Annotated in this window: 18 protein-coding genes and 2 pseudogenes; 15 read left to right on the top strand and 5 right to left on the bottom strand. The window is 43.7% G+C overall.

Annotated features, from left to right (window positions below; all coding sequences use genetic code 11):
- The first annotated feature begins 64 nt into the window (after positions 1-64).
- Positions 65-853 carry an SDR family oxidoreductase gene (locus tag G9G53_RS07540; protein WP_029517480.1) on the top strand — a complete coding sequence of 263 codons (789 nt, stop codon included), beginning with the start codon at positions 65-67 and terminating at the stop codon, positions 851-853.
- A 94-nt stretch (positions 854-947) separates the two neighbouring features.
- On the opposite strand, the gene G9G53_RS07535 is transcribed toward G9G53_RS07540, so the two are convergent.
- The gene (locus tag G9G53_RS07535) at positions 948-1676 is read right to left on the bottom strand and encodes a DsbA family oxidoreductase (RefSeq protein WP_029517481.1); all 729 of its coding nucleotides are present in this window, start codon (positions 1674-1676) and stop codon (positions 948-950) included.
- Positions 1677-1888: 212 nt separating this feature from the next.
- On the opposite strand from G9G53_RS07535, the gene G9G53_RS07530 reads away from it, so the two are divergent.
- From G9G53_RS07530 to G9G53_RS07480, 11 genes are all read left to right on the top strand, one after another.
- A complete protein-coding gene (locus G9G53_RS07530) occupies positions 1889-2917 on the top strand; it encodes a LacI family DNA-binding transcriptional regulator (RefSeq protein WP_029517482.1) in 1029 nt (342 codons plus the stop codon).
- The gene (gene rbsK / locus G9G53_RS07525) at positions 2910-3788 is read left to right on the top strand and encodes a ribokinase (RefSeq protein WP_029517483.1); all 879 of its coding nucleotides are present in this window, start codon (positions 2910-2912) and stop codon (positions 3786-3788) included. Before G9G53_RS07530 ends, rbsK begins: the two co-directional genes overlap by 8 nt.
- A 1-nt stretch (position 3789) precedes the next feature.
- A complete protein-coding gene (gene rbsD / locus G9G53_RS07520; RefSeq protein WP_029517484.1) occupies positions 3790-4224 on the top strand; it encodes a D-ribose pyranase in 435 nt (144 codons plus the stop codon).
- Positions 4225-4254: 30 nt separating this feature from the next.
- Positions 4255-5736: a sugar ABC transporter ATP-binding protein gene (locus tag G9G53_RS07515; protein ID WP_029517485.1), complete on the top strand. Its 1482-nt coding sequence runs from the start codon at positions 4255-4257 to the stop codon at positions 5734-5736.
- Position 5737: 1 nt separating this feature from the next.
- Positions 5738-6706 carry an ABC transporter permease subunit gene (locus G9G53_RS07510; protein ID WP_013310465.1) on the top strand — a complete coding sequence of 323 codons (969 nt, stop codon included), beginning with the start codon at positions 5738-5740 and terminating at the stop codon, positions 6704-6706.
- Positions 6707-6740: 34 nt separating this feature from the next.
- Complete coding sequence (gene rbsB / locus G9G53_RS07505; RefSeq protein ID WP_165146578.1) at positions 6741-7661, top strand: ribose ABC transporter substrate-binding protein RbsB; 921 nt, start codon at positions 6741-6743, stop codon at positions 7659-7661.
- A gap of 220 nt (positions 7662-7881) precedes the next feature.
- On the top strand, positions 7882-8889 hold the full coding sequence (locus G9G53_RS07500) for an ABC transporter substrate-binding protein (protein ID WP_165146575.1): 1008 nt from the start codon (positions 7882-7884) through the stop codon (positions 8887-8889).
- A gap of 37 nt (positions 8890-8926) precedes the next feature.
- On the top strand, positions 8927-10642 hold the full coding sequence (locus G9G53_RS07495) for an ABC transporter ATP-binding protein (protein WP_165146572.1): 1716 nt from the start codon (positions 8927-8929) through the stop codon (positions 10640-10642).
- A gap of 37 nt (positions 10643-10679) precedes the next feature.
- Entirely contained in the window at positions 10680-11660 is a 981-nt protein-coding gene (locus tag G9G53_RS07490; RefSeq protein WP_165146569.1) for an ABC transporter substrate-binding protein, read from the top strand.
- Positions 11661-11884: 224 nt separating this feature from the next.
- Entirely contained in the window at positions 11885-12949 is a 1065-nt protein-coding gene (locus G9G53_RS07485; protein ID WP_069011772.1) for a FecCD family ABC transporter permease, read from the top strand.
- Between the two features lies 1 nt (position 12950).
- Positions 12951-13997 carry a FecCD family ABC transporter permease gene (locus tag G9G53_RS07480; protein ID WP_069011774.1) on the top strand — a complete coding sequence of 349 codons (1047 nt, stop codon included), beginning with the start codon at positions 12951-12953 and terminating at the stop codon, positions 13995-13997.
- A gap of 116 nt (positions 13998-14113) precedes the next feature.
- On the opposite strand, the gene G9G53_RS07475 is transcribed toward G9G53_RS07480, so the two are convergent.
- Positions 14114-14281 carry a hypothetical protein gene (locus tag G9G53_RS07475; RefSeq protein WP_007432475.1) on the bottom strand — a complete coding sequence of 56 codons (168 nt, stop codon included), beginning with the start codon at positions 14279-14281 and terminating at the stop codon, positions 14114-14116.
- A 298-nt stretch (positions 14282-14579) separates the two neighbouring features.
- Here G9G53_RS07475 and G9G53_RS26385 point away from each other — a divergent pair.
- Positions 14580-14702, top strand: a pseudogene (locus G9G53_RS26385) (type I methionyl aminopeptidase); the annotation flags it as partial.
- A gap of 299 nt (positions 14703-15001) precedes the next feature.
- Positions 15002-15958: a tyrosine-type recombinase/integrase gene (locus G9G53_RS07465; protein ID WP_029517491.1), complete on the top strand. Its 957-nt coding sequence runs from the start codon at positions 15002-15004 to the stop codon at positions 15956-15958.
- Positions 15959-16107: 149 nt separating this feature from the next.
- Here the strand turns inward: G9G53_RS07465 and G9G53_RS07460 are convergent, their stop codons facing one another.
- Together G9G53_RS07460 and G9G53_RS07455 are read right to left on the bottom strand one after the other, a co-directional pair.
- Positions 16108-16563 carry a DinB family protein gene (locus G9G53_RS07460; protein WP_238437870.1) on the bottom strand — a complete coding sequence of 152 codons (456 nt, stop codon included), beginning with the start codon at positions 16561-16563 and terminating at the stop codon, positions 16108-16110.
- 471 nt (positions 16564-17034) lie between these two features.
- Positions 17035-18996 carry an endonuclease MutS2 gene (locus G9G53_RS07455; protein WP_029517493.1) on the bottom strand — a complete coding sequence of 654 codons (1962 nt, stop codon included), beginning with the start codon at positions 18994-18996 and terminating at the stop codon, positions 17035-17037.
- 613 nt (positions 18997-19609) lie between these two features.
- Between G9G53_RS07455 and G9G53_RS26380 the strand changes: the two are divergent.
- A pseudogene (locus tag G9G53_RS26380) lies at positions 19610-19828 on the top strand (ABC transporter ATP-binding protein); the annotation flags it as partial.
- Between the two features lie 83 nt (positions 19829-19911).
- Here the strand turns inward: G9G53_RS26380 and G9G53_RS07450 are convergent.
- Positions 19912-21129: an MFS transporter gene (locus G9G53_RS07450; protein ID WP_029517494.1), complete on the bottom strand. Its 1218-nt coding sequence runs from the start codon at positions 21127-21129 to the stop codon at positions 19912-19914.
- Between the last annotated feature and the right edge of the window lie 219 nt (positions 21130-21348).

Raw genomic sequence — 21348 nt, 5'->3', positions numbered from 1 at the left:
TCGCATTATGTGCTGGTCATGTGTACAATTAAATAGAGAACACTGACAAAAGGGAGTGTTATAGATGGATTTAGGATTAACGGGAAAAGCAGCCTTTGTTGCAGGTTCCAGTAAAGGACTCGGCAAGGCAAGCGCACGGGAGCTGGCACGCGAGGGTGCGAATGTCATCATTTCAGGACGGAACGAAGCAGAGCTTCAGCGGACGCAGGCGGAATTACTGGAAACAGCGAGTGGCCGCGTTGAATATGTAGTTTGCGATGTAACAAAACCAGAAGATATCTCCCAGGCCATCCGCCGTACAGCTGATTTGTTTGGCACCGTTGATATTTTGGTTAACAATGCGGGTGGGCCTCCTGCAGGTACCTTTGATGATTTTACTGATGAAGTGTGGATGCAGGCCTTTGAACAAAATTTACTTAGTCATATCCGGTTGATCCGTGAGGTGTTACCCTATATGAAAAAACAACAAAGCGGTAGGATATTAAATATTGCTTCTTCCTCAGTTAAGCAGCCAATTCCGGGACTAATCATTTCAAATACGCTACGTACTGGAGTCGCTGGATTGGCGAAAACATTGTCTCTGGAATTGGCTCCTCATAATATTCTGGTACATACTGTAGCACCGGGGAGAATTGCAACCGATCGCGTGCGTAGCTTGGACGAGCATCGAGCTGAGAAAACCCAGCAAACGACGGATCAGGTTCGAAAACAAGCAGAAGAGGGCATTCCATTGGGGCGGTATGGAGAGCCTGAAGAGTTCGGTAAAGTTGTTGCTTTTCTGGCGTCTTCAGCTTCATCCTATTTGACAGGGAGCACCATCCTTGTGGATGGCGGAATGATTAAATCGTTATAAAATAAAGAAGCGTGCCAGCCTCAGGTTTAATAGGGGGCTGGCACGCTTTTTTAAAATTTATTTAGGGAGTTGGAAATGTTCATTCAAGGACTGTTCAGCTCTCGCGGCCTGGAAGTTCACAACCCTCATCCGTACATACACCACCTGCATCCTGTTTGGACGAGCTGCCACTTATCATAGTGAAAGGTGAGCGTTCATCCCATGCTTTTTGAAGTGCGTCATGAAATACTTCCTCCGGCTGGGCACCAGAAACGGCAAATTTTCGATCAAATACAAAGAATGGTACACCCTGAACACCCAACTCAGCGCCTTCGGCTTCATCAGCTCTAACTTCGTCGGTAAAACGGTCACTGGCTAATATAGCAGCCGCTTCCTTTTGATCTAGACCAACTTCAGTAGCCAGCGCTGCCAGCACTTCATGATCCCCTGTATGCTTGCCTTCGATGAAAACAGCATGGAATAAGCGCTCGCTCAGCTCCAGCATTTTGCCTTGTGTTTGAGCCCAAAGTGTTAAGCGGTGAGCATCAAGAGAGTTTGTCGGCACCATGGCATGAATATTATACTCAAGACCCGCAGAGCGTGCATTTTCGTTCATTCGATCATTCATAGCCTGAGCCTCTTGCAGACTGACCCCATATTTAGCGGCTAGTTCTTCATTGATCGTTTTACCACTATCTCTCACAGCACCCGGGTTCAATTCGAAACTCTTAAATGTCAATTGCACCTCATCGTGATGTGGAAATTTCTGTAACACTTGCTCCAAACGGCGTTTACCAATATAACAGAACGGACACATATAATCAGACCAAACTTCAATATTCATCAGGGATAAGCCTCCATGTATACGTATTTTATTGTGTAACCGGGAGCATTGCTCCTCACTTTAGAATGTGTATAAAGGTGGAACTTCACTAGTTACAATAAGAATTATAAAGCTAAAGGATTTAACGTGCAAATAATTAATGCTTGTCAAAAAATTAATGCTGTGATATTTTATATGTGTAACCGGTTACACATTGGAGTTGAACCTACACTATGACAACAATTAAAGAAGTCGCCAGCTTTGCAGGGGTTTCCGTAGCAACCGTTTCCAGAGTTATCAATGAAACTGGATATGTGCATGAGGATACACGGCGAAAGGTTGAGGCTGCTGTGAAGCAGTTAAATTACAAGCCTAATGAAGTTGCACGTTCTTTGTATAAAAAGAAATCTAGATTAATCGGTCTTTTGCTGCCGGATATTACGAACCCTTACTTTCCCTTGTTAGCTCGTGGGGTGGAGGATCGAATGCAGGAAAATGACTTTCGGATTATTTTCGGTAATAGTGATGAAGATCGCCAAAAAGAATTGGATTACATGGATACTTTTGTTCAAAATAATGTCGTTGGTGTTATTTCTTCTACCAATGATCCCGATGCCGATTGTTACGCCAAACTGAAGATCCCGGTCGTTTTTCTCGATCGAACTTCCAGTGACAGCCTCTCCGTATATGCAGATGGAGCCCATGGCGGTTGCTTGGCTGCTCAAGAAATGGTTGCACGCGGCAGCAAGCAAATTACAGTCATGCAGGGCCCTGCACATATTCGTCCAGCACAAGATCGTTTTCGCGGGGCGGTTGAAGAGCTTCAGCAATCCGGAATTGCTTACCATGTGGTCGAGACAACGTCCTTTTCGTTCAAGGAGGCCGAGTCGTGGGCCAAAGAGCTGTTTAGCAAGTATCCCGATACGGACGGAGTTATCGCAAGTAATGATATCGTGGCTACAGCGGTGATGCATGAGGCACATAGATTAGGAAAGAAAATCCCGGATGATGTTCAAATTATCGGGTTTGATGATATACCATTAAGTAGTTTGTTATTCCCGCCTTTGTCAACGATCCGACAGCCTGCTTATGAAATGGGCTGGGAAGCAGCAGGACTACTCATTCAGTTGATTGAGCAGTCGCAAGTAACGAAGTCAAGTGTACCTAATCTTCATTCGAAAGTACTTACCTATTCAAGCATACAATTGCCCGTCAAATTTATAGAACGGGATACAACGAGAAGGGTGGATAATGATGGCTAAAATTTCGATTATCGGAAGCAGTTCTATGGATCTCGTAGTTACTTCGTCCAAACGTCCCGGTGCTGGTGAAACGGTATTGGGTGAAAGCTTCACAACCGTACCTGGAGGTAAAGGAGCCAATCAGGCAGTAGCCGCAGCACGACTCGGAGCCGACGTTACGATGATTGGACGAGTAGGGGATGACCATTTTGGGGACCAGATTTTAAGTAATTTTGAAGAAAATCATGTTCATACTGGCTATGTGAAACCGGTTACACATATGGAAAGTGGTACAGCGCATATTGTACTAGCTGAAGGTGATAACAGTATTGTCGTGGTAAAAGCAGCAAATAATGAAGTGACACCCGCCTATGTGGAAGAAGCGCTTGACGTCATTCGAAGTTCGGACATTGTGTTAATTCAACAGGAAATACCGTCGGAAACGGTTGTTTATGTAAGCGAAATTTGTGCGAAGTATCAGGTTCCCTTGTTGCTGAATCCAGCTCCGGCTCGTGAGGTGGATGACAGCGTAATTGCGAATGCGACCTACATTACGCCTAATGAGCATGAAGCTGCCATAATGTTTAAGGATATGAGCCTTCAAGAAGCGCTGCGCAAATATCCCAACAAGCTGTTTGTGACTGAGGGCAGCAACGGTGTACGGTTCTTCGACGGAGAACAGGAAGTCTTGGTCCCTACTTATAAAGTAGAAGCCGTTGATACAACAGGTGCAGGAGATACGTTTAACGCTGCTTTTGCAGTGGCATTAGCTGAAGGAAAATCGCTGGCAGACAGTGTGAAATTTGCTAATCGTGCTGCGTCATTGTCCGTTACCAAATTTGGAGCCCAAGGTGGAATGCCAACTCGTCGTGAAGTGGAGGAGCAAATATAATATGAAGAAACATGGAATCCTAAACAGTCATATATCCAAAATACTGTCGGATCTCGGCCACACAGACTATATTGTCGTGGCTGATGCCGGCTTACCTGTTCCTGAAGGCGTTACCAAAATAGATTTGGCCCTTAAACTGGGTGTTCCCTCCTTTCAGGACGTCGTAGATGTCATTGCATCAGATATGGTGATCGAAAAAGTAACGCTGGCCGAAGAAATCAAACAAGAAAATGAACAAGCATTACAATATATTGTGCGCACCTTTGCAGGGGAGAAATTAGGACATCCACAGATTAATAAGCAGGCTGCCGTCATTGAGTTTTGCTCTCATGAACAATTCAAGGAGCTGACCCGTTATGCGAAGGCGGTCATTCGTACAGGAGAGGCTAAGCCATTTGCCAATTGTATTTTGCAGGCAGGAGTTCATTTTGGATAAATCAATGTTGAATAAAAAGGAGGGTACAGCATGCAGATTCAAATGAAAGGAATTCACAAAGCCTTTGGAACCAATCAGGTATTAAGTGGTGTTGACTTTGATCTTCGTGAAGGAGAAGTACATGCCCTCATGGGTGAAAATGGTGCAGGAAAATCAACGCTGATGAATATTTTAATCGGACTGCATCGGCGAGATGAGGGAACGATCATCATTGACGGCCAGGAAACCTATTTTGCCGACCCCAAAGAAGCGGAGCAAAAAGGAATTGCTTTTATTCACCAGGAACTGAATGTGTGGCCGGAGATGACCGTGCTGGAAAATCTGTTTATCGGCAAGGAAATGACATCCAAATGGGGCTTACTAGACAGCTCTAAAATGAAAGCGTTAGCAAATGAGCAATTCAGCAAGCTTTCGGTAAACCTTCCATTGAACGGTGAAGCAGGCGAGTGTTCAGTGGGTCAACAGCAGATGATTGAAATAGCCAAAGCACTCATGACGGATGCTAAAGTTATCGTGATGGATGAGCCGACAGCCGCCTTAACCGAACGTGAAATTCAGAAGCTGTTCGAGGTTATTACTTCTTTGAAAAAAGATGGTGTTTCGATCGTGTATATTTCACATCGGATGGAGGAAATATTCGCGATCTGTGATCGGATTACCATCATGCGTGACGGGAAAACGGTGGATACTCAGGCGATTCCCGATACGAATTTTGATGAAGTTGTACGGAAAATGGTAGGTAGAGAGCTGACTGAACGCTATCCGGTAAGAACGCCCGCTTTGGGAGAAGTGGTGCTGGAGGTCAAAAATGCCACGCATAAAGGCTTGTTTGAAAATGTGAATTTTACTGTGCGGTCTGGTGAAATTGTAGGTTTTTCAGGCTTGATGGGCTCGGGACGAACCGAGATCATGAGGGCGTTATTTGGACTGGATGCTTTGGATCGTGGTGAGATCCATGTACGTGGAAAAAAGGTGACTATTCGCAAGCCGGATGACGCGGTGAAACTAGGGATTGGCTTCATTACAGAAGACCGAAAAGATGAGGGCTTGGTTCTGGATTTTTCCATTCGGGAAAATATGGTGCTGCCAAATCTCTTCAGCTTTACCTCAAAAGGATTTATTTCAGGTAAAAAAGAGTTGGATTTTGTTAACACTTTAATTAAGCGCTTACAAATTAAAACCCAATCGGGTGAAACAACGGTTCGCAGTTTGTCAGGTGGTAACCAGCAAAAAGTGGTTATTGCCAAATGGGTAGGTATTGGTCCGAATGTACTTATCCTTGACGAACCGACGAGAGGTGTGGATGTGGGAGCCAAGCGGGAAATCTACCAGTTGATGAACGAGTTGACCGAACGTGGAGTCGCGATTATCATGGTATCCTCGGAACTCCCTGAGGTACTCGGCATGAGCGATCGTATTGTCGTAGTGCACGAGGGAAAGATCAGCGGAGAGCTGAGCAGGGAAGAAGCCACACAAGAAAATATTATGACGCTAGCTACAGGAGGACAGTAATATGACAACTATGAATGAATCAAAAAGCAGCAAAGGCTTTCAAATGTCACAAATCACACAGAAGCTTGGCCCATTGTTGGGGCTCATTATTTTGGTAATCATTGTATCGGTCTTAAATCCCAGCTTTTTGGAACCGCTTAATATTTTGAACTTATTGCGCCAGGTATCCATTAATGCGTTGATTGCGTTCGGTATGACCTTCGTTATTCTCACAGGCGGAATTGATTTGTCAGTCGGCTCCATATTAGCACTATCCAGTGCGTTTGTCGCAAATATGATGCTGGCCGGGTTCGATCCTATTTTGGCGATTATCATCGGTTGTGCATTGGGTGGCGTGATGGGGATGGTCAACGGCTTGATGATTACGAAAGGTAAAATGGCACCGTTTATTGCTACACTAGCAACCATGACTATTTTCAGAGGATTGACACTCGTTTATACCAACGGTAACCCTATTACAGGACTCGGAGACAGTCTGGTATTTCAATTGTTCGGACGTGGCTATCAGTTCGGTATTCCGGTTCCAGCGATTACGATGCTCATTACCTTTGCTGTTCTATGGATCATTTTGCATAAAACACCATTCGGACGCAAAACGTATGCCATTGGTGGTAACGAGAAGGCTTCAATTGTATCTGGTATTAAAGTACCGCGTGTAAAAATCTGGATTTATTCTCTGGCTGGAATGCTTTCCGCGTTGGCGGGAGCTATCTTGACTTCACGTTTGAACTCGGCGCAACCGACAGCAGGTACTTCTTATGAATTGGACGCCATTGCGGCTGTCGTATTAGGTGGAACAAGCCTCTCGGGAGGACGCGGACGAATCGTAGGTACATTAATTGGTGTGCTTATCATCGGTACGCTAAACAATGGCTTGAACTTGCTGGGGGTTAACTCATTTTATCAAATGGTGGTAAAAGGGATCGTCATCGCTATTGCTGTATTGATTGACCGTAAAAAATCCGCATAATACACCTAATCTGCGTAGAAGGAGACACATAAATATGAAAAAGCTTACATTAATCATGACTGCCTTGCTGCTCCTGCTCATGACAGGGTGTTCCTTGGAACCGCCCGAGTGGGCGAAACCTAAAACGGCTGCAAACCTGAAGGACATTAAAATCGGCTTATCGATCTCAACGCTGAATAATCCATTCTTCGTTTCTCTCAAAGACGGAGTTGTGACAGAGGCCAAAAAACAAGGAATGCAGGTTATTGTTGTGGATGCACAAAATGATTCGGCGAAACAAAGTAATGACGTGGATGATCTGATTCAACAGGGAGTAAACGCGTTACTTATAAATCCGACAGATTCGTCGGCCATCTCCACAGTGGTACAATCAGCGAATGCATTGAACATCCCGGTGATTACACTGGACCGTTCTGCTGACAAAGGAGACGTAAAAGCACTTGTCGCTTCAGACAACGTAGAGGGAGGACGAATGGCTGCCCGATATGTGATTGATCAAGTTGGAAAAGGTGCCAAAGTGATCGAGCTGGAAGGTGTTCCAGGAGCATCCGCTACCCGTGAACGCGGAAAAGGATTTCATGAAGTAGCAGATAAGGATCTGAAAGTCATAGCTAAACAATCGGCCGATTTTGATCGGACGAAAGGTTTGAACGTGATGGAAAATCTGCTGCAAGGCAACCCGGACGTTCAGGCAGTATTTGCCCACAATGATGAAATGGCGTTGGGTGCGATCGAAGCAATCCAAAGCTCAGGTAAAAACATTCCAGTCATCGGTTTTGACGGTAACGAGGATGCGCTTAAGTCAATTAAGGAAGGGAAACTGACAGCCACCGTAGCTCAGCAACCCGAGCTTATTGGTCAATTGGCGGTGCAGGCAGCCAAGGATGTACTTCAAGGTAAAACCGTGAAAACATCCATTCCCGCTAAGCTGGAGTTAGTGGATCAATCGAAATAAAAAGGGCGCTTGACCCAACATATTAAGCTATTCGGACTGATGCTGTAATGCGCATCAGTTCTTTTTTTTGGCTATTCTACGATGACGATACATACACATAAATGGAAGTTTTTTATTTTTGTATTGTAAGAAGAGACGGTAAAAGATAGAATAACAATTATATGATAATGAGAATCACTATCATATTATGAATTGTATATATCTAAGGAGGACGTATATTGTGCAACAAAGATACAGATTAAAATGGGAATCCACGCTTTGTCTTGTGGTTCTTTTGATGGTTGTATTGAGTGCATGTGGAAACGCAGCTAGCAACAACCAGACAAATGACAAGACCAGCACTAATGATCCTTCCGGACAATCCAAAACGGTTGTCATGCGCGAATATACTGATGCTACTGGTAATAAGATCAGTATCCCTGCAAATCCACAGCGAGTTGTCACGACACAATATTTGGATGCTATGCTGGCCTTGGGAGTTAAGCCTGCAGGTGCTGCTTCCCACTTGTTGGAAGGCGACTATTTAAAAGGTAAGATTGACGGAGTTGCGAATATTGGGAACCCGACAAATGTAGAAAAGGTGCTGGAGTTACAACCGGACCTGATCATCACAACAGAATATACCACGCCAGAAGTGAAGGAGCAGCTGGAGAAAATTGCTCCAACCGTGGTCGTTTCGTTTGGAGATGGCGACTTATTTGAGCAACTGCGGAATGTCGCAGCCGTGCTGGGTAAGGAGAAGGAAGCCGAGCAGTGGATCGCTAGTTTCAACAAAAAGGCTGAAGAAGGTCGAAAGAAGCTGGCTGGAAAATTCAAAAAAGATGAAACGGTTACGATTTATATGGCCTACGATAAGAATGTGTTAAGGGTATACGGAGCGCGGAATGTAGGACATGTTATTTACCGTTCACTGGAATTGAATCCTCCTGAGTACATACGCCAGAAGCTGGCGAAGGACCCGAGATTTAATTATGTTTATGATGTTATTTCAATGGAAAAGCTGCCTGAACTATCAGGAGACCGAATTATTATGCTGGTTTATGATGAAGCGAGCAAGGACGGAATGCTTAAGCAAATTGAACAAAGTGCACTGTGGAGAAATCTTCCGGCTGTCAAGAACCACAAAGTGTATTTCATCAAAGCAGATCCGTGGTTTACGTACTCACCGCTAGCCGTTGACCAATCTCTGGATGAGGCCGTCAAAATGTTTTCCGTTGATCCGAAGTGATCAGTTCAATTGAAATTAGAAAGGAGAAGTCATGACTATGCTTAGACGGTTTTTTGAATACTACCGTCCTTACCGGACTTTGTTCATCATTGATTTCTCTTGTGCCTTGCTGGCAGCACTGCTGGAGTTAGCTTTTCCGCTTGCAGTCAACCGGGTGGTCGATGATTTGCTACCCAGTGGGAACTGGAAATGGATTTTATATGCCTGTCTAGCTCTACTCGGTATTTATGTCATAAGTGCTGCGCTGAATTACGTAGTTACCTATTGGGGGCACAAGCTGGGTATTAACATCGAATCGGACATGCGTAAAAAGCTATTTGATCGGGTACAAAAGCAATCTTTTCGCTTTTTTGACAATAACAAAACAGGGCATCTCGTTTCCCGTATGACCAACGACCTGATGGATATTGGGGAAATTGCCCACCACGGACCCGAAGATTTGTTCATCGCGTTGATGACACTGGGGGGAGCCTTTGGTATCATGCTTAGCATTAACTGGAAGCTGGCTGTACTGACTTTCATCATTGTACCCCTCATGATTTACTTGTCTCTTTATTTCAGCCGTAAAATGTCTGCTGCTTTCCATCGTATGTTTTCTGATATTGCGGATTATAACGCTCGCATTGAAAATAATGTCAGCGGGATTCGCGTTGTTCAAGCGTTCTCCAACGAAGCACATGAAATGGAACGTTTTGCTGAGAATAATGGACGTTTTCGTAAAACGAAGCTGATCGCGTACCGGATTATGGCCTGGAATTCCTCGATTAGTTTTATACTAATGAAGCTGGTTTCATTGTTTGTGCTTGTGTGTGGAACATGGTTTGTTATCGAAGGACAGATGACCTACGGGGAATTTATCGCATTTGTGATGCTGTCTAATGTATTCCTGGGGCCAATTAAACAAATTAATTCTGTCATCGAAACGTATCCGAAAGGGATTGCCGGCTTCCGACGGTACCTGGATTTGCTGGAAAGTGAATCGGATGTAGAAGATCTGCCTGGGGCCAAGGCGGTTAGCCATCTTAATGGAGATATTCAATTTGCAGGTGTAACGTTTGGTTACGAAAGCAAAGATAAGGTATTACGCAAAGTAGACCTATCTATCCATGCAGGTGAAACCGTAGCACTTGTAGGTCCTTCAGGAGCAGGTAAAACGACACTTTGCAGTTTGTTGCCTCGCTTCTACGATGTTGAGGAAGGTAGCATTACCATTGATGGGATGGATATCCGTGAAATGAAGCTGGATTCGCTGCGATCCATGATTGGTATCGTACAGCAGGATGTATTCCTCTTTGATGGAACGATTCGTGAAAATATTGCTTACGGTAAGCTTGATGCTTCGGAAGAAGAAATCTGGGATGCTGCTCGTCGAGCTCAGATTGAAGACCTTGTTCGCTCATATCCGGATGGTCTGGGTACAATGATCGGTGAGCGAGGTGTAAAGCTCTCCGGTGGTCAAAAGCAACGTTTGTCTATTGCCCGGATGTTCCTTAAAAATCCGCCTATTCTCATTTTAGATGAAGCGACATCAGCGTTGGATACAGAGACAGAAGCCGCGATTCAGCAGGCGCTGGCAGAGCTTTCCCAAGGTCGCACGACACTCGTTATCGCCCATCGTCTGGCAACAATCAAAAATGCTGACCGCATTATCGTAGTTGCAGATCAAGGAATTGCCGAGCAAGGCAGACATGAAGAGTTATTGGCAGTAAAAGGAGCGTATAGTCGCCTGCACCAAGCTCAATATGGAACGTAAATAGGCCGATATGACACCGTAAATAGAGAGAGGAAGATTGGGCTTGACAAAGAAAATGTGGATTGTGATGATGCTTCTGTCAGTCATTTTAGTTCTTACCGCCTGTAGTGGAAACGTGAAGCAACCGGATGAAAAGCAGAATCAAAATTCTAGTGAACAAAAGTCAGAGGAAATGAAAACAGTCAAAACGATTCATGGAGATATTAAGATTCCGGTTCACCCTCAGCGGATTGTAGTAGATATGTACCAGAATGATTTACTAGCACTAGGGATTAAACCTGTGGGAAGTGTTAAATATTATCTGGATAATCCGTTTTCGAAGGAGCTTGTGCAGGGCATTGCAAGCATTGGAGATCGCGGCAGCGTATCCATTGAAACAGTATTGACTCTGGAGCCTGACTTGATTCTAATTGGTTCCAAAGATGCTTCTGAATATGAAAAATATAGTAAAATTGCTCCGACCATCGTCATTCCTTATGGAACGTATAAAAATGTGCATGAGGAACTGACAGCTTTTGGTGAGCTACTTGGAAAAGAACAGGAAGCCAAAACATGGCTTGCCCAATACGATCAGCGGATGCAGGCTGCACGTGACAAGCTAAAGGGTATTATTCAGCCTGAGGATACGTTCACCGTAATGGAAGCTTCGGATAAAGAATACTATGTATATGGTGATAATTTTGGCAGAGGAGGACAGGCCGTATACAGAGGACTCAATTTGACACCTCCGCCGCTTGTCCAAAAAGAATTATTAGGTGGGACTCAATGGAAGTCGGTGTCAAAAGAAGTCATTAATCAATATGCAGGCTCTTATATCTTTCTGACGGTTAACAAGGATTTGAGGGGTTACAAAGGAGACAGCATATGGAAATCACTAAATGCGGTCCGGCAAGGTAAGGTTTTTGAGCTTCAGGAGGATCGATATTGGTACTTCGACCCGATTGCCATTGTAGGACAAGCTGAGGAAATCGCAGATATGATCGTCCAGCGGAATAAAGAGAACGCCGCACAGAAGTAGTCGTTTCGGTGTTGTTCGCAGCCCTTTGGTATTTATGCCGAAGGGCTTTATTTTTTCACAATAGGGTAGAGCATTAGGCACTCCTCGAAATTTGCTATTGAAGCTATTGCCACATTAATTTACAATAGTAAAGATTGCGTGATAATAATTCTCATTATCAACATCATCTTCAACACAGTTCGTGATAGCTACATACTATTCAACAGTAAGGGTGAACAATAGTTATGAAATTATCAGAATCATCAGATGGCCCCGCTCAAAGTAAACATAACCAGTCGCCGACTCAATTCCACTCGCGACCTTGGGCGGCTACGCTTATCCTGACAGTTGGGCTTGGAATTTTAGCGTTCGGTATCGCGCTATCCCTATCTTTTGGTGCAGCCTCTATTAGGCTAGAAGAGGTATGGAACGCTGTTTTTCATTTTAAACCCGAGTTGCAAAACCATCAAATTATTTGGGAAATCCGTCTACCTCGAATTCTGGGTGGGGTTTTAATCGGTGTTTGCTTTGCCGTTGCAGGTGCAATTATGCAAGGAATGACTCGAAATCCACTTGCTGACTCGGGCTTGCTTGGACTGAACTCGGGAGCCAGCTTGGCGATGGCGATTTGCTTTGCACTTTTTCCGGGTTCTTCTTTTTTACAATTAATGTTGTATTCCTTCGTTGGTGCAGCTCTGGCTGTTGTGATGGTATATGGTACAAGTTCTATATCCAAATCAGGTCTCACGCCAGTTCGTCTTGTATTGGCGGGTGCAGCTGTCACGGCATTGCTGTCTGCCTTAGGAGATGCGATCAGTTTGTACTTTAATGTTGGACAGGATTTGGCTTTTTGGTATGCCGGAGGGCTTAGTGGAACCAAGTGGGTTCAGCTCGGTATAGTTTTGCCTTGGGTTGTGGCAGCTTTTATCGGCGCTCTCATGTTGTCGCGCTCCATTACGCTGCTTAGTCTGGGAGACGAAATTGCATTGAGTCTTGGTCAGCGAACTGGGGTGGTAAAGGTAGTCGGGATGATTCTTGTTCTGATTCTGGCGGGTGCAGCAGTGTCATTGGTTGGCTCTATAGGTTTTGTGGGATTGATTATTCCCCATATAACCCGCAAGCTGGTTGGCGTCGATTATCGCTGGATTATTCCGTGCTCGGCCATTATGGGAGCTTTACTCATTGTGTTTGCCGACCTGGCAGCCCGTATGATTAATGCGCCTGAGGAGACACCAGTGGGTGTACTTATTGCCTTAATTGGGGTTCCGTTCTTCCTTTATCTGGCACGTATGGAAAGGAGGGCACTGTAAAATGAATAACGTTACGAATGGGGCTATTGCCAAAGCTAGTCATCGTAAAAAAATCCATGATTGGATGGTTGTTGTCATTCTGCTCATATTGCTCATTGCTGCGTTCACCATAAGTGCAAATACGGGAACCATCCGGCTTTCGCCAATGGAGCTATTTAGAACTTTATTTGGGCAAGGGACTCCACAGCAGGAATTAATCCTATTTGAATTCCGATTGCCACGAATGGTTATTTCCCTTCTAATCGGTGCAGGCCTCGCTGTTTCTGGCTGCATTATGCAGGGAGTTTCGCGTAACGGTCTAGCGGACCCTGGTATTCTGGGGATTAATGCGGGCGCCGGGCTGATGGTCATGCTGTTTGTATTGCTTTTTCCATCAATGCAAACTACAAATTCATTGTTTTTACTTCCCGCTCTTGCGCTGATTGGATCAGGAGCAGCTGCTATTCTGATCTACGCGCTTTCTTACAAGAAAGGCGAAGGAATTTCCCCAACAAGGCTACTGCTGAGCGGGATTGGTGTAGCGGCGGGTATCAGTGCTGCGATGATCATTATGACTCTTAAGCTGACACCTGAAAGCTACACGTTTGTAGCTAATTGGTTAGCAGGAAGCATCTGGGGCTCAAACTGGAAATTCGTAATGGCTCTGTTGCCTTGGCTGATTGTATTACTTCCTTTTGTATACTACAAAGCAAATGTGATGAATGTGCTTAATCTGGGGGATCAGACCGCATCGGGGTTGGGTACACCTATCGAAAAGGAACGTATTCTCCTTCTGGCTGCTGCGGTTGGATTGGCCAGTTCTAGTGTTTCGGTTAGTGGCGGTATCGGCTTTGTCGGTTTGGTGGCTCCACATTTGGCGAGAAAGCTGGTGGGCCCGAAGCATAAAATGTTGCTGGTAACCTGTGCTTTAGTCGGAGCACTCCTGGTACTTGTAGCGGATACGATCACACGATCTTTACCTTTACAGAAAGAAATTCCGACAGGTTTGATTGTAGCCATTCTTGGTGCGCCATACTTCTTATATCTGCTGAGTCGCTCCAAAGGGTAACATCCGAAAGAGTACTACCTGTCAATTAAAGGCTACACACAACAAATAACCTTCAACACCACTAAGGAGGAGTGGGGCTGAAGGTTATTTTTTCATTTGATTAGCAGCCTTTCATCTCAACGGGAAGTATTCAAGGCATGAGAGGTTTGATGCAGCTCTCTGATCATTTTATGCAACGTGTAATTTTCCTGACGTGTCACGCCGTGTTGATTTTCCTGAACCAGCAATTGATGGATGTTTCGTTTTAGAATTTCACTTCGACGTTCCAGCATTTCGGTACTCATAAATAAATGAACACTCCCTTTGTCATGAATAAACCTACATTTTTGAAATGAGCATAGGTCGAATATAAGGTTGCCTTTCGACTTCTTTAAGTATATCGTGCTGAATGATCAAGGGAAAACGGAGCTAGACTGCAAATTACTTTTTCTCATCATCCATGCCGTGTCGACAGCGACTCACCCCATGAGTTCTTAGATATACTTCCTGATGCTGGCGATAACAAGGGATTAGGGGCAATTAACTTAATGTATATAATTTGACTGTCTCATGTTTTCTGATTTAAAGGCTATCATGGGGAGTTGGGGTTCTTGTGTGGAACATGACGGTTGGACAGCTCGAATAATAGATCATTCGATTTGTGTTCAATATGAACATACAGTTGCGATAACAGAGGATGGTCCTCAAATTCTGACACTGCTATAAAGTAGTAGTGCCTTTCTGGTTACTGGCGAACAAAATTATAACGAATATGAACCGCATTTATGCGTTTTTTTAATGCTAAATGCTTTCGCTCGGCTGCTAAATAAGGGGGAAAACGCTCTATTTACCCTTGAAAAGCGTTTAAAAACAGCGTATAATATAAATTATACGCTGTTTAGGTTTAAAACGACTTTTGGAATCTCTCCTGCGTAAGATGTCGATTGAATTGTCGATAAAAATCAGGCGAAAATGATCGTTTTACAGTATATTTCGGAATATGAACTGAATTGGAGGCGAGCGGGATGAAAAAAGAGTTGCGACATGTGGAGCTCGATACAACAGAAGAAATTGATGAAATATATACCGAGGAGCTGGAAGCTTTTTTGATCTGGATGAAGGATGCTGGATATACGATACATACGCAAAAAAATTATATAGGGGATGTGAAGCAGTTTTTACGCACGTTGCGTGATAAACCACTCGATCAGGTGAAGAAGATTCATGTTATGTCGTATTTGTCTAAAGCGCGGGAAGGAGGCGCCGGAGATAGTACGCGGAACCGGAAGCATGCAGCGGTGAACAGTTTTTTTAAAGCGCTACAGGAATTTGAGTTATGCAGCACAAATCCGGCAGCGGGAATTAAAAAAGCAAAGACTGAAAAGAATCGTATGCCCGTCTATCTGGATGAAAAGGATATTCATCCGTTTTTGCTCGCGGTGGAGGGGAAATATGCAAATCGTAATATGGCAATTTTTCTGCTGATGGTCTACATGGGATTGCGGGTGGGGGAGGTTCATTCATTGAATGTCTCGGATTACAGCCGGGAAAGACGTACCTTAGATGTGTTCGGTAAAGGACGTAAGTGGCGTACTCTCCCGGTACCGGAAGCCGTGTGTGATTTTGTAGAGCATGCGTTGGAGGAAAGATTGACGCCGTGGAGAGGTAAAGAGGATGCGATGTTTGTATCCCAAAAAGGTCGCCGTCTGGCAGTGCGCACCATTCAACAGATCGCTACAGAAACGTTCGAAAGATTCCAGCAAGATAAGAGTATAGAACGCCGGGAGGCTTATTCCAGCCATAAGCTGAGACATACATTTGCGACAATGTTATTGCGTAAGGGAGCAGATCTGCGTACCGTACAGGAGCTGCTGGGGCATTCATCCATTCAGACAACCACAGTATACACACATGTCACTGATCGGGAAAAAGAAAAAGCAATGGATAAGCTGGATATTCAGATACCAATATCAGGATTATAAGTACAGCGTGAAAGTTGAGATTAAATGAAAATGAGTTTACATAATAATAATTATGTAAACTCATTGGGCAGAATTACATCCCGACTTGAAAATCACATCAACGGCATTAGGTCATTACTATCATGAACGTAGTATTCTTTTTCATAGCGTTAGTCTTGTTTTTGATTGATTTGTTCCAAATGATGCCGCAAATGCTGAATATAATCGTCAACTAGCCACTGTAATGTTTCGGTGGAGTGGTCATCTTTTTGAAATCTTTTCTTAGAATCGAATGATGTACATGAGTTTAAAACATTTATGATTTGCTTATTCAATAGTTTCCATAGATGTATGACATCCACGTAAGAGAACACTTCCTGATACTGATTAGCTACCACCCATTCATTTTGCGCATACGATTCAATTTTGATAGGGGATGTTGAATGCTTAATCATGATAAATCTTCGATGATTATTAGAAGCGGAGTCGCATAGATGTCCTAGTATTTCTTTTTTGGACCATTTCTCCGAGAACGGTTTGGCATTAAATTCATGTTCTGTGATCGAAAAAAATTCTTTTTCATAATCCTCGATGATTCTCGCCAGTTCTTCAACAGCATTCTTCAATAGATTAGCCTCCTTATTTTAATGATCGTCTTATGATTAGCATTAGAATAATTCAAAATAAGCTGGAAAGCAATGGTGAATTAAAGGTTAGTATGATATTGCCTTGACGAAAGCTAACACAAATTTATTTAAAGAAATAAATTTGAACCTGGTACTATGGTAGTTAATTTAAATGAGGACGTTCTCATGAAAGAAGAACATCCCTATCAATTTTTTGAATCCTACAAATCTAAGCATAAGATGCCTTTGTATCCTAACGTTAGAATGATAACAAAAGTGATTATTCGATGAGTGCCGGATTGAGTAATACAAATAAGAGGGAAACCGTTTAGTTTACATAATATATATTATGTTTTTCGTTGTGGTAGAATCTGCAAGTGGATCGCTCTTGTTAAGTGTCCGCTTGCAGATTCAAGTTTCACTGACAATATAAAAATAGCTTATTTTTCAGTTGAGAATATACCGGTGCGTCTATATTTCATTTTCTGGGGGAGATTCGATCATCACTCCTTCGACATGCTTGCGTCTCAGCAGTTTCCGTTTTTTGCGGTTTTCCTTGGTTTCTAAAACAATATCCAGATCATAGTCGTCAGGATACAGTTCAGTAGCAGCGATGTGAAGGACGAGCCTCTTTTTGTTAATGCTCAGTTTTTGTCCTTGGATCAAAATTCCGACATTCCCCCGTTCATCCTCGGTTTTGTATACAATTCCAGTTCGATCCAGGTAGCCTACATAAACACTATCACCAAGGGCAAATGGCTTGGTTTTGAGAGGAAGTTCTTGTTTCCTCTGTTTTGTGGCTGTATCGTCAAAAGCCGCTTTTTTAGGAAGAGACTTATTTGCATCATCAGACATTTCATCATCAACACAAGGGGGAATAACAAACGATTCCTGTGTATTTTGAGATGCTCTGCCCGCAGAAATGGCCTCGGAACGCTCGATAATACGTGTCCACATGCCCAGCTTCAGGGCAATTGCATATGCGTAGCTTTCTCCGGCCTCTCCAATGCGAAGTCGGTACAAAGGCTGTAGCGTTTCGGTATCAAACTCCATACGAGCATTCTGAAATCCCGGTGTATTTTCAGCAAAATGCTTAATTTCGCTAAAGTGCGTTGTAGCCACTACTGTCGCCCGGCGACGATGGAATTCTTCTAGCAACGCGATAGAGAGACCTACTCCTTCTCCCGGATCGGTACCGGATGCCATTTCATCAATCAGGATCAGAGTAGAGTTGCCTGTTGTCTCTAATATGCTAATCATGTTGCGGATGTGTGCAGAAAAGGTGCTCAAAGCATGTTCAATGCTTTGTCCATCCCCGATGTCTACCACAATTTCCTCGAATACAGCCATTCGGCTGCCATGCAAAACAGGTACCAGTAGCCCCGATTGCACCATTAGTGTTAAAAGACCGACGCTTTTGAGGGCCATCGTTTTTCCGCCTGTGTTCGGTCCGGTGATGATGAGTGAGGAATATCCTTCGCCAATTGAGAAATCAAGCGGCACCATGGTATGGGACATCAACGGGTGACGTGCACCTTGGATGTCTATAATCCCGTTAAGGTTAAGTTCGACAGGGATAGCATCCAGAGTCATGGCGTATTTGGCTTTTGCCAATAAAAAATCCAATACACCTACTGTCTCTGTATTGATGCTTAGTTCCCGGTTGTATGACTCAGCCATTGCCGTCAGGTCTCCCAGCACTTTCATTTCTTCTTTTGATTCTTCTGCCATGTTCGCGCTCTGATCGAATTGCAGATTCGTAATCTCGGCAGGTTCAACGTAAACCGTTTGACCACTTCCTGATTCATCCAGTACATTACCTTTCACTTGTTTACGGAATTCTTTTTTGATTGGAAGCACGTAACGGCCATTGCGCTGACTAATCATATTTTCTTGCATAATGGATCGGTGACGGCTGGTGAGAGAGTCAAGTTTTCTCTTGATACGTTCTTCAGTAACCGCAATTTTTTTGCGAATTTTAGCTAGTTCTTTACTGGCCATATCCGTCACACGTCCCGAATGAATACATCTTTCGATTTCGGATAAAAGTGGCTCCATGCTATACATGGAAGATGCATAAGCGCTGACGGTTGGAGCAGCGTCCGCCTTGGAATGCATATATTTTATCAGTTGAATACAGCTTCGAATGAATTGAGCCATATGAGAAAAATCACGCTCGCTGAACATATACCCGGTTCCGAGCAGTTGAAGAATGTGCTCCATACCTTCCAACGAAGGAACAGGAACGCTTGCTCCGTGGCGAATGATCTGTAACGCTTCGTTCGTTTCGTCAAGACGAATCTTAATGGTACGGATATCAGTAATTGGCCGCATAGTAGCAGCGTGACGCTTACCCAGGTAAGAAAAAGCACATTCAGAAACTCTTGTTTTAATTTGATCATATTCCAAACGCAGCATTGTAGTTTCGTTCATGAATAAATCTCTCCTTTGGTTGTGTGGTGTAAGGATTTAGAAAACCTTGCTGTTAAAATAAAAAAGGGCGGAGAATGAACAAAACGTTCATTCTCCGCCCTTAAGGAAAGAGGGAATTTATCTTCAAATAAGCCTGTTATTCAACTTTTGTAGTTCCGAGTTACGTTTTTCCAATTCATTCACGCAATAGTTCTTTGCTAAGCTATTGGGATCGTGAAAGGAAGACGTTTAAAGGGAAGTTACAAAATCTGAAAACAAAAAAACCGCGCTGAACACAGCACGGAATAGGGCCTAGATGAAGATAATCCCGAAGGCGATCTATGATATCCGCATGTTCTTAACTAATATCAGGGTAACAACACAGCAACAAACAAACCTGTCCCCGAAGGGTACAAGCGCCTGATGATACTCCCTGAATATGTAATTGCTTAGTTAAGAACGTTCACCGACATCAAAATCTCTCCCTTAATTGAAGATATAACCATACTATACGATTGGACAGGCGTTGAAGTCAAGTCCTACTTCTTTAATACGCTACAATGGTGATCCTTATATTAACATAACATATATTATGTAAACTCGATATCTAATAAAGTTTTGTTATCTATTAAATGATAATGAGAAGGATATTCAACAGGCTATTAACCGCCTTGTCCAAGGTGGAACGGTCATTGCTATTGCTCATCGCCTCAAAACGATACGAAACGCGGACCGTATTGTAGTATTGGACAAAGGAATGGCCGTAGGGCAGGGACAACATGATGAGCTGTTGGATGATAACGGCCTGGATGCACGATTGTGGAAAAGACAGCATGAAGGAAGAGAGTCATAATCCGTCTGAAATTATGATACAAACATTAAGAAACCGCCCCGGAGGATGGCATATCACCTCTCCAGGGGCGGTTTCTTGTGCTGCTATTCAGAATCATCGGCTATGACAGCTTGTACAGGCCGCCTGTCACGAAGCAATGGTAACAACAGCGTCGCTCCGACCAAAAACAAGCCGGCGCTCACGGTATATACGGTGTTCAGGGAGGATTCGTGTTTGAGTGTTCCGCCAATACTCATACCGACGACCATCATCCCGGAGAACAGGGGAGAGAGGGCACCACCGACGCGGCCGATAAAAGCAGCTTCGGCGTTTTTCATCATCATTGTGTTGATACCGATATGAATGCAAGGATAAAATAGGCCGCTGAAAACTTGTAGTGCCATGGTCAGCACAATATTGTGCGACCATCCGACTCCAAAGGTTGTCAGTGTGCTGACCAAAAGTCCGACCACCAGCAGTAATTGCGGCTGTACTTTTTTGGCAACCCCCATAATCAGACCGCCTCCCACCAGCATAGCCGCTCCGTTCGCCATTAATGGCCATTGCAGGAATTCCTTGTTTTGTCCAAGGTTCTCGATGGCGATAAAAACCATTAATGGTTGAATAAGTCCGACCGCTAGCCCAATTACGGTGAATGTTCCCCCAAGCGTGCGAAGTGTGCGGTTATTCCATACATAACGTATTCCTTCTTTAAGCTCTTGAATGAAATGAGGGGGTTGATCATCTATCTCAAGTGCTTGTTCATCTTGTGGAATACGAGTCAGGACAAGCGCCGAGATGAGAAACAATATTCCGGATATAGACATTGAAATGAAAATTCCAAAGTGTTGATAAATAAATGTACCGATAACGGGGCCGATAACCATAAATAATGCCATGAGAGATTGAAAAAGGGCCATCACTCCCTGAAGCTGTTCTGGTGCTACATGCTGCTTAAATATCTTCATCGCAGACGGCTGAGAAAATTGAGATAGAATGGCCGAAAAGAAAGTGGACAGCAAAAGCACCTGCCATGACCCGTACCATAATGCCAACAAGACAATAAAAATAGAGGCAGCGGACAGCAAATCGCAACTAATCATGGTCCGTTTGGGCCGCCAACGGTCCGCGAATGTTCCTCCAATGATAGCGAACAGAAAAATAGGCATGAATTCAGCAACTGAAATGAGCGACACGTATACGGGATCATTATGAGTCAAATCTGTTACATACAACAGTATGGCAAAGTTGCGCACCCAAATGCCCAAATTTAGCAGCGCATTGGAGGCGATTATGGTCCTTATATATGGATTATTAAACAACTACAAACTCTCCTTTCCTTTTCCAGGGTACAAGATCCTTGAGATGTCATTTTAAATAAACAAAAAATATTTTTGTCTATGTAATAATAGATAATATAATAAATTAACTACTATTTAGTCAAATGTTTTTTGAATCATGAAGAAAGTAGAGCATAGAAAATAAAGAGGTCAATGATCGTTAAGAACGTGAAATAGAATAGTAGTAAAAGTACTCACTTT

It is taken from the genome of Paenibacillus sp. EKM206P, from assembly GCF_011066155.1.
GTDB classification, from domain to species: domain Bacteria; phylum Bacillota; class Bacilli; order Paenibacillales; family Paenibacillaceae; genus Paenibacillus; species Paenibacillus polymyxa_D.
This window is presented reverse-complemented; position numbering and strand designations above follow the sequence as displayed.